The 15,423-nt window shown below is 71.0% G+C and carries 16 protein-coding genes; 8 read left to right on the top strand and 8 right to left on the bottom strand.

The features are described 5' to 3' along the window. Positions 1-22: 22 nt before the first annotated feature. From ectB to thpD, 3 genes are read left to right on the top strand one after another with little or no spacing between them, the layout of a single operon-like run. Complete coding sequence (ectB, locus tag ACIREE_RS17280) at positions 23-1,294, top strand: diaminobutyrate--2-oxoglutarate transaminase (RefSeq protein WP_404152129.1); 1,272 nt, start codon at positions 23-25, stop codon at positions 1,292-1,294. A gap of 41 nt (positions 1,295-1,335) precedes the next feature. Then, a complete protein-coding gene (locus ACIREE_RS17275) occupies positions 1,336-1,740 on the top strand; it encodes an ectoine synthase (RefSeq protein WP_404152126.1) in 405 nt (134 codons plus the stop codon). Between the two features lie 5 nt (positions 1,741-1,745). Further along, complete coding sequence (gene thpD, locus ACIREE_RS17270) at positions 1,746-2,651, top strand: ectoine hydroxylase (RefSeq protein WP_404152124.1); 906 nt, start codon at positions 1,746-1,748, stop codon at positions 2,649-2,651. Between the two features lie 78 nt (positions 2,652-2,729). Here thpD and ACIREE_RS17265 read toward each other — a convergent pair whose 3' ends face one another. The 6 genes from ACIREE_RS17265 to ACIREE_RS17240 all read right to left on the bottom strand — a co-directional run bounded on the left by ACIREE_RS17265 (position 2,730) and on the right by ACIREE_RS17240 (position 8,554). Beyond that, positions 2,730-3,797 (bottom strand): maleylpyruvate isomerase family mycothiol-dependent enzyme, encoded by a 1,068-nt coding sequence (locus tag ACIREE_RS17265; RefSeq protein ID WP_404152121.1) that lies wholly within the window; start codon positions 3,795-3,797, stop codon positions 2,730-2,732. Further along, on the bottom strand, positions 3,797-4,408 hold the full coding sequence (locus ACIREE_RS17260; RefSeq protein ID WP_404152119.1) for a sigma-70 family RNA polymerase sigma factor: 612 nt from the start codon (positions 4,406-4,408) through the stop codon (positions 3,797-3,799). The genes ACIREE_RS17265 and ACIREE_RS17260 overlap by 1 nt, the downstream gene beginning before the upstream one ends. A 55-nt stretch (positions 4,409-4,463) precedes the next feature. Continuing rightward, positions 4,464-5,555 carry an aminotransferase class V-fold PLP-dependent enzyme gene (locus ACIREE_RS17255; protein ID WP_404152117.1) on the bottom strand — a complete coding sequence of 364 codons (1,092 nt, stop codon included), beginning with the start codon at positions 5,553-5,555 and terminating at the stop codon, positions 4,464-4,466. A gap of 29 nt (positions 5,556-5,584) precedes the next feature. After that, positions 5,585-6,301 carry a DsbA family oxidoreductase gene (locus ACIREE_RS17250; RefSeq protein ID WP_404152114.1) on the bottom strand — a complete coding sequence of 239 codons (717 nt, stop codon included), beginning with the start codon at positions 6,299-6,301 and terminating at the stop codon, positions 5,585-5,587. 106 nt (positions 6,302-6,407) lie between these two features. Continuing rightward, entirely contained in the window at positions 6,408-7,016 is a 609-nt protein-coding gene (locus ACIREE_RS17245; protein ID WP_404152111.1) for a DUF1349 domain-containing protein, read from the bottom strand. A gap of 5 nt (positions 7,017-7,021) precedes the next feature. Beyond that, complete coding sequence (locus tag ACIREE_RS17240; protein WP_404152108.1) at positions 7,022-8,554, bottom strand: aldehyde dehydrogenase (NADP(+)); 1,533 nt, start codon at positions 8,552-8,554, stop codon at positions 7,022-7,024. A gap of 128 nt (positions 8,555-8,682) precedes the next feature. Between ACIREE_RS17240 and ACIREE_RS17235 the strand changes: the two genes are divergently transcribed. Together ACIREE_RS17235 and ACIREE_RS17230 are read left to right on the top strand one after the other, a co-directional pair. Continuing rightward, positions 8,683-9,501, top strand: a complete 819-nt coding sequence (locus tag ACIREE_RS17235; RefSeq protein ID WP_404152105.1) for an IclR family transcriptional regulator — start codon at positions 8,683-8,685, stop codon at positions 9,499-9,501. 85 nt (positions 9,502-9,586) lie between these two features. Beyond that, the gene (locus ACIREE_RS17230; RefSeq protein WP_404152102.1) at positions 9,587-11,047 is read left to right on the top strand and encodes a peptidoglycan D,D-transpeptidase FtsI family protein; all 1,461 of its coding nucleotides are present in this window, start codon (positions 9,587-9,589) and stop codon (positions 11,045-11,047) included. 27 nt (positions 11,048-11,074) lie between these two features. On the opposite strand, the gene ACIREE_RS17225 is transcribed toward ACIREE_RS17230, so the two are convergent. Next, positions 11,075-11,833, bottom strand: a complete 759-nt coding sequence (locus ACIREE_RS17225) for a hypothetical protein (protein WP_404152099.1) — start codon at positions 11,831-11,833, stop codon at positions 11,075-11,077. Between the two features lie 318 nt (positions 11,834-12,151). Here ACIREE_RS17225 and ACIREE_RS17220 point away from each other — a divergent pair, with 318 nt between their 5' ends. The 3 genes from ACIREE_RS17220 to ACIREE_RS17210 are packed head-to-tail and all read left to right on the top strand — an operon-like array spanning position 12,152 to position 14,404. After that, complete coding sequence (locus ACIREE_RS17220) at positions 12,152-12,721, top strand: SigE family RNA polymerase sigma factor (protein ID WP_404152096.1); 570 nt, start codon at positions 12,152-12,154, stop codon at positions 12,719-12,721. Then, positions 12,718-13,509 carry a hypothetical protein gene (locus ACIREE_RS17215; RefSeq protein ID WP_404152094.1) on the top strand — a complete coding sequence of 264 codons (792 nt, stop codon included), beginning with the start codon at positions 12,718-12,720 and terminating at the stop codon, positions 13,507-13,509. Before ACIREE_RS17220 ends, ACIREE_RS17215 begins: the two co-directional genes overlap by 4 nt. A gap of 58 nt (positions 13,510-13,567) precedes the next feature. Then, positions 13,568-14,404 carry a pectate lyase gene (locus ACIREE_RS17210; protein WP_404152091.1) on the top strand — a complete coding sequence of 279 codons (837 nt, stop codon included), beginning with the start codon at positions 13,568-13,570 and terminating at the stop codon, positions 14,402-14,404. A 66-nt stretch (positions 14,405-14,470) separates the two neighbouring features. Here the strand turns inward: ACIREE_RS17210 and ACIREE_RS17205 are convergent, their stop codons facing one another. Next, positions 14,471-15,265 carry an HAD family acid phosphatase gene (locus ACIREE_RS17205; RefSeq protein ID WP_404152089.1) on the bottom strand — a complete coding sequence of 265 codons (795 nt, stop codon included), beginning with the start codon at positions 15,263-15,265 and terminating at the stop codon, positions 14,471-14,473. Positions 15,266-15,423: the final 158 nt, after the last annotated feature.

The raw sequence follows: 15,423 nt of genomic DNA, 5'->3' as shown, positions 1-15,423 counted from the left end.
CCTTTCAAGAGGAGCATTTGCTGTGACCATCACCCAGCCGGACCTGAGCGTCTTCGAGACCCTTGAGTCGGAGGTGCGCAGCTACTGCCGCGCGTGGCCCACCGTCTTCGACCGGGCCCAGGGCAGCCGCATGTACGACGAGGACGGCCACGAGTACCTGGACTTCTTCTCGGGAGCCGGCTCGCTCAACTACGGCCACAACAACCCGGTGCTGAAACGCGCCCTCATCGACTACCTGGAGCGGGACGGCGTCACGCACGGCCTCGACATGTCGACGTCGGCCAAGCGCAACTTCCTGGAGTCCTTCCAGAACATCATCCTGCGCCCGCGCGACCTGCCGTACAAGGTCATGTTCCCGGGCCCGACGGGCACCAACGCCGTCGAGTCCGCGCTGAAGCTGGCCCGTAAGGTCAAGGGCCGCGAGTCGATCGTGTCGTTCACGAACGCCTTCCACGGCATGTCGCTCGGCTCGCTCGCCGTCACCGGCAACGCCTTCAAGCGGGCGGGCGCCGGCATCCCGCTGGTGCACGGCACGCCCATGCCGTTCGACAACTACCTGGACGGCCAGACGCCCGACTTCATCTGGTTCGAGCGGCTGCTCGAGGACCAGGGCTCCGGCCTCAACCAGCCCGCCGCCGTGATCGTCGAGACGGTGCAGGGCGAGGGCGGCATCAACGTGGCCCGCGCCGAGTGGCTGCGCAAGCTCGCCGACGTGTGCAAGCGCTGGGACATGCTGCTCATCGTCGACGACATCCAGATGGGCTGCGGCCGCACCGGCGCCTTCTTCTCCTTCGAGGAGGCGGGCATCACACCGGACATCGTGACTGTTTCGAAGTCCATCAGCGGGTACGGACTCCCCATGTCCCTCTGCCTGTTCAAGCCGGAGCTCGACGTCTGGGAGCCGGGCGAGCACAACGGCACGTTCCGCGGCAACAATCCCGCGTTCGTGACGGCCGCCGCCGCCCTGGAGACGTACTGGACCGATGGCCCGGCCATGGAGAAGCAGACGCTCGCCCGCGGCCAGCAGGTCAACGAGGCCCTCGGCGCGCTGCGCGACGAGTTCCCCGGCGACACCGTCCAGTACCGCGGGCGCGGGCTGGTGTGGGGACTTGAATTCCGCGACAAGGAGCGGGCCGGAAAGGTCGCCAAGCGCGCTTTCGAGCTCGGTCTGCTCATCGAGACCTCCGGCCCCCAGAGCGAGGTCGTCAAGCTGCTTCCGGCGCTGACGATCACGCCCGAGGAGCTGGAAGAGGGGCTGCGCACACTCACCAGGGCTGTGCGCGAAACCGCCTGACGCCCCCTCAGGAACGTAGAAGAGAGAGGCAGCAACTCACCGTGATTGTCCGTTCGTTCAAGGAGATCGAGAACACCGACCGGCACGTGAAATCGGCGTCCGGCACGTGGGAGAGCAAGCGCATCGTCCTTGCCAAGGAGAAGGTCGGCTTCTCCATGCACGAGACGATCCTCTACGCGGGTACCGAGACCGACATGTGGTACGCCAACCACATCGAGGCCGTACTCTGCGTGGAGGGCGAGGCCGAGCTCACCAACAAGGAGACCGGCGAGAAGCACTGGATCGAGCCGGGCACCATGTACCTCCTGAACGGCCACGAGCGCCACACGCTGCGGCCCAAGACGGACTTCCGCTGCGTGTGCGTGTTCAACCCGCCTGTCACCGGGCGGGAGGACCACGACGAGAACGGCGTATACCCGCTGCTGACCGAACCCGAGGAGGCCTGATCCCGATGACCGCCATCTCTGCGGACCCCGACATCACCGATCTGTACCCGACCCGCGGTGCCTCCGAAGTGGCCACCCCGCGCGTCGACCCGGTCGTCTGGTCGCCGCCGGGGGCGCGGGGCCCGATCCGTGAATCGGACCTCGCGGGCTTCGAACGGGACGGCTTCCTCGCGATCGATGAGCTGATCGGCCCGGACGAGATCGGCGTGTATCAGGCCGAGTTGAACCGTCTCGTCAGCGATCCGGCGATCAAGGCCGACGAGCGCTCGATCGTCGAGAAGAAGACGCAGGACGTGCGCTCCGTCTTCGAGGTGCACCGGATCAGCGAGGTGTTCGCGAACCTGGTGCGCGACGAGCGCATCGTGGGCCGGGCCCGCCAGATCCTCGGCTCGGACGTCTACGTCCACCAGTCGCGGATCAACGTGAAGCCCGGCTTCGGGGCGAGTGGCTTCTACTGGCACTCGGACTTCGAGACCTGGCACGCCGAGGACGGTCTGGCGAACATGCGGACGGTGTCCGTCTCCATCGCGCTGACGGAGAACTACGACACCAACGGCGGCCTCATGATCATGCCGGGATCGCACAAGACGTTCCTGGGCTGCGCCGGTGAGACGCCGGAGGACAACTACAAGAAGTCGCTGCAGATGCAGGACGCGGGCATCCCCTCGGACGAGGCCCTCACCAAGTTCGCCGACGCGCACGGCATCAAGCTGTTCACCGGCAAGGCCGGCTCGGCGACCTGGTTCGACTGCAACGCCCTGCACGGCTCGGGCGACAACATCACCCCGTACCCGCGCTCGAACGTGTTCATCGTGTTCAACAGCGTGGAGAACACGGCGGTGGAGCCGTTCGCGGCACCCATCCGGCGCCCCGACTTCATCGGGGCGCGGGACTTCACTCCGGTGAAGTGACGCCGTACGTACGCACATAAGTGGGGGCGGGACCGACAGACGGTCCCGCCCCCACTCATGTGCGCTCACAGCGCCGGGTCACAGCCAGGCGAGCCGGGCCGCGCGGTCGAGGACGGCACGCACGGCTTCCTCGTCGCCGAGTGCGCCCCTGGGGACGGTGCCCGGGGCGGCCCGGCCGCCGATCAGCAGGCAGAAGTCGACCGGATGCAGGGCGAGTTCGGCGCGTACCGGTGCGCCCTCCGCTCCGAGGATCCACTCCGTGCCGCGGGCGTCGTCCGTGACGGTGAGCGCGACCGGCTCCGCGTCGGGGCCGAGCGCTTGGCCGAGGATGCGGACGGCGAGGCGGACCAGCCGCCACAGGTGCGCGGCGGGCGGCGGGGGCACCGGGCGGTCCACGGCACGGCCGATGTCGTCGGCGTGGATCCAGGTCTCGAAGGCGCGGATCAGGAAGTGCTCGGCGACGGGGAGCCTGATGCCGACCAACGTGGCTGTCCGCGCGGCCTGTTCGGGGTCGCGGGCGGCCGGGGTGTCGAGCAGTGCGGCCGCTTGCGCGTGCCAGGTGGCGACCGTGTCCCGCGGGGCGCGGGCGCGTTCGTGGGCGATGACGCGGTGGGTGCGGCTCGCCCAGTCCGTGCGCCAGTCGGTCTCCTGCGCGGCGACCGGCACGGTCGGGGCCGCCGGGGCGTTGGCCGGAAGGCCCAGGTGGGTGGCGAGGTGCTCGTCGGCGGCGATGAGGTGGGCGACCGTGTCCTGCACGGTCCAGTCGTGGATCACCGGGGTGCGCCAGGCGGCGGGGTCCGGGGCGGCGTCCGCGTCCGGGTCGAGTTCGGCGAGGAGTGCCTGGAGCGCGGCCACCGCGGCGGCGTAGGGCTCCGCGTGCGGCGCGGTGCGGGGCGCGGGCGGGCGGGCGGCGAAGGCGCGGGCCAGGACGTCGTCCCTGACCGCGGCCCGGGGCGGGGCGAGACCGGCGGCCGGGCCGTCGAGCAGCCGCACGGTCTCCCGCAGCCGCGCCGCCTCCGCCGCGCACGACGCGCACTCCGCCAAGTGCCCCGGCAGGGAGCGCTGTTCGGCCGGGGTCAGCGCGTGCACGGCCCAGGCACCGAGGAGATCGCGGATCGCCGCGTGGTCGTATTCGTCGGTCGCCATCACGCGCTCCTTTCCGTGGCCGGGTCGGGCGGCTCCGCCAACGTTTCGGCCAGCCGGTGCAGGGCCGCGCGCAGCCGGGTCTTCGCGGTGCCCTCGGGGATCCCGAGCTCCGCCGCCGCCTGACGGTACGTCCGCCCCGCGAAGTACGCCAAGTGCACCACCTGCCGCTGTGGCAGCGGGAGTTCGGCGAGTGCGGAGTGCAGCAGGAGGGCGCGCTCCCGGTCCACGACCCGTTCGTCGGGGCCGGGGTCCTGTGCCGGGATCGCGTGCAGGACCTCGTCGTCCGCACCGGCCGCCTTGCGGTGGCGGGCCTCGCTGCGCACCCAGTCGACGGCGCGGCGGTGCGCCAGCATGGTGAGCCAGGTGCGGAGCGTGCCGCGGCGCTCGTCGTACGTGCAGGGCCGCGCCCAGAGGTGGGCGAAGACCTCCTGCGCGACGTCGTCGGCGGCGCCGGCCTGGTGCGTCACCCGGACGGCGACGCCGCGGACGAGCCCGCCGTAAGTGTCGTACGCCTCGGCGAGCGCGGCCTCGTCGCCGTAGACAAGACGCCGGTGCAGCTCGGCGTCGGCCGTCGGTCCTGTCCCGTCCTTCCGGGCCACCGGCACCACCACCTCGTAGTGCTTTCTAGCGTCCGGCGGGGCCGAGCGCCAGGGTCCGGCCGGTCGATCAGCGGGAGAGGGCGTCCAGCAGCCGGTCGACATCCTCGGGCGTGTTGTAGAGATGGAAGGAAGCCCTCAAGTTGCGTGCACGATTGGAGAGTTCGAGTCCGGCGGTATGCAACTCCGGTTGCTGTACGCCGAGTTCGGGCACCGAGATGATCGGGGAGCCGGGCGACGGGATCGGTGCCCGGCCGAGGGACGCCAGGCCCGTACGGAAGCGGTCGGCGAGCGCCAGGTCGTGGGCGCGTACGGCGTCCACCCCCAACTCCTCGATCAGGGCGAGGGAGTGACGTGCCCCGGCGTACGCGATGAGGCCCGGCGACTCGTCGAACCTGCGGGCGGAGCGGGCCAGCTCGGTGACGGGGCCGTAGCAGCTGTCCCACGGCTTCTCCCCCGCGACCCAGCCGCCGAAGACGGGCGTCAGCTCCTCCGGGTCCTCGGGGCCGACGAAGAAGACCGCGCCGCGCGGGCAGGTGAGCCACTTGAAGGCGACGGCGGCCATGTAGTCGGCCTCCGCGGCGTGCTCGGCGAGCGGGAACCACCCCGCGGCCTGCGAGGCGTCGACGTAGAGGCGGGCGCCGTGGGCGCGGGTCGCGGCGCGCAGTGCCGCGAGCTCCGCCACCCGGCCGTCCGCGGACTGGACCGCGCTCACGGCGACCAGCGCGGTGCCGGGCCGGACGGACTCGGCGAGCGCCTCCAGCGGGACGGTGCGGACCTTGAGGTCCCCGCGCACGTGGAAGGGGTTGATCGTGGAGCTGAACTCGCCCTCGGCCACGAGGACTTCGGCGCCTTCGGGCAGCGACGCGGCGATCAGTGCGGTGTACACGGCGACGGACGCGCCCGTCGCCACCCGGGTCACCGGGACCCCCGCGATCCGGGCGAACGCGGCGCGGGCCTCCTCGACGTCGGCGAACAGGGAGTCGAGGGAGCGGCCCCGCACCATGGCGGAGATCGCCTCGCGCATCGCGTCCGCGGCCCGTACGGGCAGCAGCCCCGAGCTGGCCGTGTTCAGGTAGGTGGTGGCCGGGTCGTACTGCGCGCGGACGAGATCGAGGTTCAGGGCAGGGGCGACGGGCAGGTGCTCACCGGTGGTCTCCATGACCCCACTCTGCCCCGCCGCGGGAAGGGTCAGGCCTGGGGAACCGCGCAGCCGTCGGGGCCGCAGGCGTCGCCGCCCTCGGCTCCTTCGATCACGGTGAGCGGCGAGCGGCTGCCCCACGCCTGGGTGAGGGCCTGGGCGAAGACCTCGGCGGGCTGGGCGCCGGAGACACCGTACTGGCGGTCGAGCACGAAGAAGGGCACGCCCGTCGCGCCGAGTTCGGCGGCCTCGCGCTCGTCGGCGCGCACCTCGTCGGCGTACCGGTCCGGGTCGGCGAGCACCTCGCGGACCTCGGCCTCGTCGAGTCCGGCCTCGACGGCGAGCCGCACCACGTTCTCCTCGTCGGCGAAGACGGAGCCGCCCTCGGCGAAGTTCCCGCGGTACAGGACGTCGATCAGGGCGTCCTGGACGCCCTTGGCCGCGGCGAGCTGGAGCAGGCGGTGCAGGTCGAAGCTGTTGCCGTAGTCGCGGCCCTCGGTGAGGTAGGGCAGGCCGAGCGCTTCGGCCTGCTGTCCGAGGCCCCGCTCGTTGGCGGCGGCCTGGGCCTCGCTGATGCCGTACTTCTGGGCGATGTGCGGGACGACGAGTCCGGTCTCGCCCTTGGCGGCGGACGGGTCGAGCTCGAAGGAGCGGTGCACGACCTCGACCGCGTCCTTGTGCGGGAACGCGTCGAGTGCCTGCTCGAACCGGGACTTGCCGATGTAGCAGAACGGGCAGTTGATGTCGGTCCAGATCTCGACGCGCATGGGGTCTCTCGCTCCAGTTTCGTACGGCACAGGGGGTGCCCCTGCGCCGTACTTCAACCGGATGGTGCCTCCGCTCATTCCCGGCGGGCGGGAACGGCGGCAGCGGTCAGGAGCCGTCCCGCATGCCCTGCGGCCAGGCCGGGCGGAACTCGATGTGGTCGTAGCGGACCTCGCACCCCTCGCCCGTCGGCGACTGCGCGAGGAAGCCCACCTGGGCCGCCGCCGCGGACTTCTCGTCGCCGAGGGAGAAGATGCGGACGAACGTCCACGTCTCGCCGTCGGTCGAGGCGTGGAACGCGAAGGCCGCACCGGTACGGCTGATCCGCAGCCACACCGTCGACCCGGGCACCACGAAGGCGTTCGCGTCGTCGGAGTGCCCGCGGGTGACGACCGTGCAGATCGTCGGCTCGGCCGGGGAGCGCTCGTAGCAGAGCTTCGCCCACTCCCGCTCTCCTACGTGGAGGTAGAGGACGCCCGCGTCGAAGTCCGCCGCGAAGCCGACGGTGACCCGGGCGATCAGCTGGAAGTCGCCTTCCGGCGCCCCGATCAGGCGGGGCGCGTCGGAGGCGGGTTCCAGCGAGTCGCCGGTCGGCGGCACGAAGCGGTCCTGGCGGGCGCCGGCCCGGCCGGTGAGCGTTCCGTCCTCGTACGACCACTGCCCGTCGGGGCCGTAGGGGTACAACGGGAACGGCAGTTCAGGAAGGTGGAACTCCATGGGCGTCAGTTCTCCAGGCGGCCGTTGTAGCGGCGCGGCAGACCCAGCGGGTTGTCGTCGCGCAGCTCCGGGGGCAGCAGGGCCTCGGGGGTCGTCTGGTACGAGACCGGACGCAGCCAGCGCTCGATCGCCGTGCCGCCGACCGAGGTGGAGGTCGAGGTCGTCGCCGGGTACGGCCCGCCGTGGTGCTGGGCGGGGGCGACGGCGACGCCGGTCGGCCAGCCGTTGACCAGGACACGCCCTGCGAGCGGGGTCAGCTCGGCGAGGATCTCGGTGCCGCGGCCCTCGCCGGCGGCCTCTTCCGCGGAGAGCTGGACGGTGGCCGTGAGGTTGCCGGGCAGCCGCGAGAGGACGGCGGTGATCTCGTCCGCCGACTCGTAGCGGGCGACGACCGTGACCGGGCCGAAGCACTCTTCGAGGAGCAGGTCGTGCGCCCCGCCCTCGACCGCGAGCTTCGTGGCCGGGACCGTGAGGAAACCGGGGCTGACCGTGTGCTCGCCGCCCGCGCCGGGGGTCACCGGGGCGTCCACGTCCGGGAGCTGCGCCCGCTCGGCGACGCCCGCGACGAAGTTGTCGCGCATGCGGTGGTCGAGCAGGACGCCGGCGGCGGTGTCGCTGACGGCGGCCGTGAGGGACTTGACAAGAGCGTCGCCCGCCTCGCCGCCCGGCGCGAAGACCAGGCCCGGCTTCACGCAGAACTGGCCGACGCCCAGCGTCATGGAGCCCGCAAGGCCCGTACCGATCTGCTCGGGACGCTCGGCGGCGGCCGCCTCGGTGATCACGACCGGGTTGAGGGAGCCCAGCTCGCCGTGGAACGGGATCGGCACCGGACGGGCCGCGGCCGCGTCGAAGAGCGCACGTCCGCCGCGTACGGAACCGGTGAAACCGGCCGCAGCGACCAGCGGGTGCTTGACCAGTTCGACGCCCGCCTCGAAGCCGTGCACGAGACCGAGCACGCCCTCCGGGATGCCGTGCTGCGCGGCGGCCCTGCGGATGACCGACGCGACCAGCTCGGAGGTGGCCGGGTGGTCGGGGTGGGCCTTGACGACGACGGGGCAGCCCGCGGCGAGCGCGCTCGCGGTGTCGCCGCCGGGCACGGAGAAGGCGAAGGGGAAGTTCGACGCCGAGTAGACGGCGACGACGCCCAGCGGGATCTTGTAGCGGCGCAGGTCCGGGATGGGCGGGGTCGCCGTGTCGTCGGGGTGGTCGATGACGACGCCGAGGAAGGCGCCCTCGTCGACGACCTTCGCGAACGCCCTCAACTGGAAGCCGGTACGGGTGAGTTCGCCGGTGAGGCGGACCGGACCGAGTGCGGACTCCGCGTCGGCGGCCTCCACCAGGTGGTCCTTGGCCTCGTCGAGCAGGTCGGCCGCGGTGCGCAGGAAGGCGGCGCGGACGGCCCGGTCGGCGAGCGCGGGGCGGGCCGCGTGGGCGGCGCGAACCGCCTGGTCCACCTCTTCGGCCGTGGCCTCGACCGCGACCTGCTCCCGCTGCTTCCCGGTTCGGGGGTCGACACTCCAGACTGGTGCTGCTGCCACGGCGAATTCCTCCAGCTTTTCTCGCGGCTCGCCGGACGAGCCGCGAGGGTCGTTCGATATACTGAACGCTGTCTCTGTCGATGAACTGTACGGAGACTATTTCTCGTCGAACGAAGGGGTCAAGGGCGATGTCGGCTGGCGAGACGGGGGCCGTTGCGGGCACCGCAACAGGTGGCGCGCAGGCTGGCGCGCAAGGGGGCGCACAGGTCAAGTCGGCGGTGCGCACGGTCGAGCTGCTCGAATACTTCGCGGGCCGCCCCGGCATGCACTCCCTGGCCGCGGTCCAGGAGGCGGTCGGGTACCCGAAGTCGAGCCTGTACATGCTGCTGCGCACGCTCGTCGAGCTCGGCTGGGTGGAGACGGACGCGACCGGGACGCGGTACGGGATCGGGGTGCGGGCGCTGCTCGTCGGGACGTCGTACATCGACGGCGACGAGGTGGTGGCCGCCGCGCGGCCCACGCTCGACCGGCTCTCCGACGACACCACGGAGACCATCCACCTGGCGCGCCTCGACGGCACGAACGTGGTCTATCTGGCCACCCGCCAGTCGCAGCACTACTTGCGGCCCTTCACGCGCGTGGGGCGGCGCCTTCCCGCGCACTCCACGTCGCTGGGCAAGGCACTGCTCGCCACGCACACCGACGAGCAGGTCCGCAAGATGCTCCCCGAGACGCTGCCCGCGCTGACCGAGCACACGATCACCGACCGCGAGAAGCTCATCGAGGAGCTGCACACGGTGCGGGAGCAGGGCTTCGCGGTGGACCGCGAGGAGAACACGCTGGGCCTGCGCTGCTTCGGCGTCGCCGTCCCGTACCGGACGCCGGCCAGGGACGCGATCTCCTGCTCGGTGCCGGTGGCACGCCTCACGCCCGCGCACGAGCAGATGGTGAAGGACGCGCTGTTCGACGCCAGGGACCGGCTGACCCTGGCCACGCGTCGGCTCTGAACTCGCGATCCCGCGCGTGAGAGGTTTCTGAGAAAAGCGGGTCTATTGGAACGATTCGCTCCGGGCCGCTCGTCTTACCAGCGGGATGAACAAGACGATCAGGCGCGCCTCCGTCTTCAGTCTGCTGCTCGTGTTCGCTCTGCTGGTCAGGGCGACATGGGTGCAGTTCTACGACGGCCAGGCCCTCGCGGACAACGACAAGAACCGGCGGAAGACGATCGCGCAGTACGCGTATCCGCTGGGCGACATCATCGTGGGCGGAAAGGCGGTGACGGGCTCGGAGAAGACGGGTGGCGGAAGCGACCTGAAGTACAAGCGGACCTACACGGACGGCTCCCTGTACTCGGCGGTGACCGGCTTCACCTCACAGGTGTACGGCTCGACGCAGCTGGAGTCCCTGTATCAGGACACCCTGGACGGCACCGACAACCAGCTGAAGAACCCGGTCGACACGATCACCGGCAAGCACGCGAGCCCCGGTGACGTGGTCACGACGATCGACCCGGCCGTGCAGAAGGCCGCGTCCAAGGCGCTCGGCGACACGAAGGGCGCCGCCGTCGCGATCGATCCGGAGACCGGCAAGGTCCTCGGCATGGTGTCCTCGCCGTCGTACGATCCGTCGCAGATCAGCGGTTCGGGTTCGTCCGACGCGAAGGCGTGGAAGAAGCTGTCCGACGACGAGGACGTGCCCACCATGAACCGGGCACTGAAGCAGGCACTGCCGCCGGGCTCCACGTTCAAGCTGGTGGTCGCCGCGGCCGCCCTCGAGGACGGGCTGTACTCGTCGGTCGACGACAAGACCGACTCCCCGAACCCCTATCAGCTGCCGGGAAGCAGCCAGCCCCTGAGGAACGAGAGCGCGAGCGCGCCGTGCGAGGACGCCACCCTCCGCACCGCCCTCCAGTACTCCTGCAACAACGTCTTCGGCAAGCTGGCCGTCGAGCTCGGCCAGGACAAGGTCAAAGCGATGGCCGAGAAGTTCGGCTTCAACGACGAGAAGCAGGACATCCCCGTACGGGCCGCCAAGAGCATCTACCCGTCCGGCATGGACAAGGCGCAGACCGCGCTGTCCGCCATCGGCCAGTTCGACGTGACGGCCACCCCGCTGCAGATGGCGATGGTCTCCGCGACGATCGCCAACGGCGGGGAGCAGGCCTCGCCGCACATGGTCTCCGAGGTGACGAACGCCGACGGGGACGCGATCAAGAGCTATCCGGACTCCGACGGCAAGCGCGTCGTCAGCTCCTCGACCGCGTCGCAGCTGCGGTCGGCGATGGAAACCGTCGTGACGAAGGGCACGGGCACGAACGCGCAGATCTCCGGCGCGACCGTGGGCGGCAAGACGGGCACGGCACAGCACGGCGAGAACAACAGCCAGACGCCCTACGCCTGGTTCACGTCGTACGCGAAGGACGACTCGACCGGCAAGGAGGTCGCGGTGGCGGTGGTCGTGGAGCAGTCGAACGCGGCCCGCTCCGAGGTCAGCGGCAACGGTCTGGCGGCGCCGATCGCGAAGGCGATGATGTCGGCGGCGCTGAAGAACTGAGGGCTAGGGCCCTTCTTCAGAAGGGCCCTAGCGGCGCCCCTTCCATGCCACCAGTGCCCAGACCGCGAGGAGGGGTACCGCCGCTCCCGTCAGGGCTCCCGTGACGAAACCCGCGCCCGTGCTCGCCTCACCGTCCGAGAGGGACAGGATGATCGCCGCGGCGATCAGCACGAGGGTCGCCGCCCCCAGCGTCGCGTAGAAACGGCGGCTGAAGAAGGCGTGGCGGGCCGGGGCCGCCGGCGGCGGGGCGGTGAACTCCGCCGCCGGGCCCAGCGTCGCCGCCTTGGGGCGCTTGTACCAGCCGTAGACGACCCAGGTGCCGCACGGCTCCCAGCCCTCGACCGCGAGCTTGTGGTCCAGGGCGGCGCGGCCGCGGGTCACCAACTCCCGCCGGTACTCCCAGCGTTGGAGCTGTTCGGGGTCCCGGCGGCTGACGAAGCGGCCGAGCGCGTCGATGCGTTCGACCTCCCAGCCCTCGTCGCCGAAGCGGTCCAGGAGCGCTTCGTCCGCGTAGGTGTCGGCCGTCCAGCGCCATGTCTCCACGTGTTCATCGGGGGCGGCGGCCTGCTCCTCGGCCTCCGGGGCCAGTTGCCGCGCGAAGTCCTCCACCGGGCCGAACTCCTCGACGGGGTCACCCGGCCCGGACTCGGCCACGTGCGCGGCGAGGCCGGCGACCGTGGCCGACACATGGTCCGACGGCAGTCCGCGGGCGAGCAGGAGACGAGCCAGTTCGCCCAGGTAGTCCGGGGTGGCCGGGGTGGCCGGGGTGGCCGGGATATCGGTCACCGCGCTCCTCCCATCGCCGGCATCTCCCGTACGGAGGTGTCGAACTCCCGCCACAGTGCCCCCTGTTCACCCAGCGTGGTGCGGCCCGCGTCGGTGAGCGTGCAGTAGCGGCGGCCCGGCCCCTTCTCGTACCTGGTCAGTATCGCAACCTGGGTCGCGAACCTGCCTTCCGGGTTAGCCCGCCCTTTGCCCGGCACCCCGCCCGCCGGAACCCGTTCCTCCGTCGAGTACGAAATCCCGCACGACCTTCGAAACGTCGTACGCAACGCTGGTACGCTCTCGCATCCCGTCCGGCCGCACAGTGAGGGAGGGATGCGCGTGAGCACCGTCGTGGACGACGACGACTCCGCCGAATTCCAGGCCTTCTTCGAACGGCATCACGCCGAACTCGCCCGGCTCGCCCACCTGTTGACGGGCGAGGCGGACGCCGCCGACGATCTCGCGGCGGATGCTCTGCTCGCGCTCTGGCACCGCTGGGACCGGGTCAGGAACGCCGATCACCCGGTGGCGTACGCACGCGGTGTCGTCGCCAATCTCGCCCGCACCCGGATCCGCAGCGCGGTCCGTGAGCGGCGGCGCGTCGCCCTGTTCTGGTCGGGGCGGCAGGAGCGCGCCGAGGACCCCGACGTGCCGGCCGTGGTCGACGTCCAGGGCGCGTTGCGTGAACTCCCGTTCCGCAAGCGGGCGTGCGTGGTGCTGCGGCACGCGTTCGACCTGTCGGAGAAGGACACCGCGCTCACCCTCGGGATCTCGGTGGGTACGGTGAAGAGCCAGACGTCGAAGGGCATGGCCGAGCTGGAGCGGCGGCTCGGGTCCGGCGAGCGGGACGGGCCGGCGCCGCGCCGTGTCCGGGCGGTCGGGGCAACGGTGGAGGGAGGCCCCCGGTGAACGACGAACTGCGGCAGCGGCTGCGCGATTCCGCCGGCGCGCACCGCCCCGACCGGGAGCGGATGCTCGCCCGGATCGAGCGGGGCATGTCCGATCCGCGTGCGGCGGTACCGGAGCGGCGCAGGCCCGCCGTCGGCTGGGTGCGGATCGCCGGGGCCACCGCCGGGGTCGCCGGGGCGCTCGCGGTGGGTGGCTTCGCGATCAGCGCCGCGCTGGTCCAGGACGACGGCCCGCGGCAGACGGTCGCCGTGCCCCCGACGCCCGCGGGCGTGCCGACACCGTCGGCGGACGCCACGTCGCGGGCGCCGGGGCCCTCCGACTCCCCCTCGGGGCACCGCAGTTCGCCCGCCGCGCCGCCCGCGCCCCGGCACTCCTCCTCGGCTCCGGCCGCCACCGCCACGGCCGACGGGCCACTGTGGTCGGACGGGTCCGTCGACCCCGGCTCGAACGACTTCTGGGCACAGAGCGACATCAAGTTCAGGACGAGACAACAACTGAGCGCGCTCACCGTGGAGTTGCGTGTCGCGCAGACCGGAGGCGTCAGCGGCACCGGCAACTGGCGGACCCTGCCCGCCGACGACTTCTCGGTGTCCGTCGCCGAGCGGGGCGGGTTCCTGGTGTTCCGGTGGGTCCTGAAGGACGGCCGTTCGGTGCCTGCCGGGGAGTACGTGTTCGCCGGGCAGTTCGACCACCCCCGGGGCGGACGGGACGCGGGCCGTGACAGGTACTCCGTGGCGGGACGGACAGCGAGCGGCGAACGGGCCGCTGTGGGCGGCGACTTCACGTAGCGGATGTCCGCCGGAAACGGAGCGGCAACCTTTGCTCCGGGCCCGGCGACTACCGGGCATGACGAAGAAAGCCAATCGATCCCCCCGCAATCACCGGCGACGCGTCACCCGCCGCAGGACCACCCTCGGCGGCCTCGTCGCCCTGACCCTCACGGGCGCCGCCCTCGTGACGACCGGCATGCTCAGCCCGGCCGGGGCCGCGACCGCCTGGCCGACGGCCACCGGCACCCAGGCGGTGAGCAGCAGCATCTCGGTGTCGGGCACCTACGACGGCAGCTACAAGCGGTTCTACGGTTCCGGTGATCTCGGCGGCGACGGCCAGGACGAGGGCCAGGACTCGATCTTCAACCTGAAGGACGGCGCCACGCTGAAGAACGTCATCATCGGCTCCCCCGCCGCCGACGGCGTGCACTGTGCCGGCAGTTGTACGTTGCAGAACGTCTGGTGGGAGGATGTCGGTGAGGACGCCGCCACCTTCAAGGGCAAGTCCACGTCGTCCGTCTACACCGTGTACGGCGGCGGCGCGAAGAAGGCCGACGACAAGGTGTTCCAGTTCAACGGCGCGGGCAAGCTCGTCGTCACCAAGTTCCAGGTGTCGGACTTCGGCAAGCTGGTCCGCTCCTGCGGCAACTGCTCGACGCAGTACAAGAACCGCAGCATCATCATCAACGACGTCGACGTGACCTCACCGGGAAAGTCGATCGTCGGCATCAACTCCAACTACGGTGACACGGCCGCCCTGCGCAATGTGCGGATCCACGGCGACAGCAGCAAGAAGATCAAGCCGTGCGTCCGCTACAACGGCAACAGCACCGGCGCCGAGCCCACCGAGGTCGGCAGCGGCCCCGACGGCACGTACTGCCAGTACACCGCCTCCGACCTGACCTACGACTGAGCGGTCACGCGGGGACGGGACGCCCCGCCGGTGTGACCCGGCGGGGCGTTTCCGGGCAGGCTCCGGTCAGCCGACGAAGTACGTCGGGTTCGGGAACTTGTACGTCTTGTTCGCGTAGCCGCCGTCGAGGTCCGACTGCTGGTCGCCGAAGTTGCCGACGATGTCGTAGCCGAGCGACTCGATGTGCTTGCGGGTGCCGGACTTGTACTGCACGGTCGTGCACTTCCAGGCGCCGGCGGTGGCGCAGCCGCTGAGGTAGGCGGGCGGGGTGTCGGCGTTCTTGAGGAAGACGTGACGGGCGTCGAGGTTGGTGTCGATGCCGACCTTCTTCAGGTTCTCGACGGCACCGGCGCGCTGCGACTCGCTCAGCCCCGAGTTGTAGAAGACCTCGACGCCCTTGCTCTTCGCGTACTTGATGAGGGCGGGGGTGCCGAAGACCGCCGGGCGGTCGGCCTCGGCCACGTAGGCGGCCCAGGTGGCGCTGTTGTAGACGTAGTTGGTGGAGACCTCGTAGTCGAGGCTGAGCAGCAGCGTGTCGTCGATGTCGAAGACGATCGCCGGCTTGGCGTGGTGATGCTTCGCCTTCTTCACCGCCTTGGCGATGTCCTTCTTGGCGCTCGCCTCGACGCGGTGCAGGTCGTCGGCGTAGGCGCTGTCGGGCGCGGCCTGCCAGGTGCCGTCGGCGTCCTGGGTGGCGCCGTAGTACGTCTTGATGTCGCCGACCAGCTTGCCGATGTTGTAGGGCTCGGCCGTGGTCTTCGCGGTGGGCGCGTCGGCGCCTGCCGTGCCGGTGCCGTAGAGGGCTCCGCCGGCGAGGGCGCACGCGGCGGCGATACCCGCGACTCTGATGGACTTCCGCATGTGTGGTGACTCCGGATCTGGCCCGAAACGGCCGTCGGTTCAGGAGGTCCCTGGTCCGCGCACGCTCCGTGATGGTGATCGTCCGCGCCAGGTCACCGCTTGTCTACGCGCATCACACGCATCCCGCGAGAGGCTTTATCCGATCGATACACGATCCG

Source organism: Streptomyces sp. NPDC102467, from assembly GCF_044765445.1.
In the GTDB taxonomy this organism is placed as follows: Bacteria; Actinomycetota; Actinomycetes; order Streptomycetales; family Streptomycetaceae; genus Streptomyces.
Note: the sequence above shows the minus strand (reverse complement) of the source record. Positions and strands in the feature narration are given on the sequence as shown.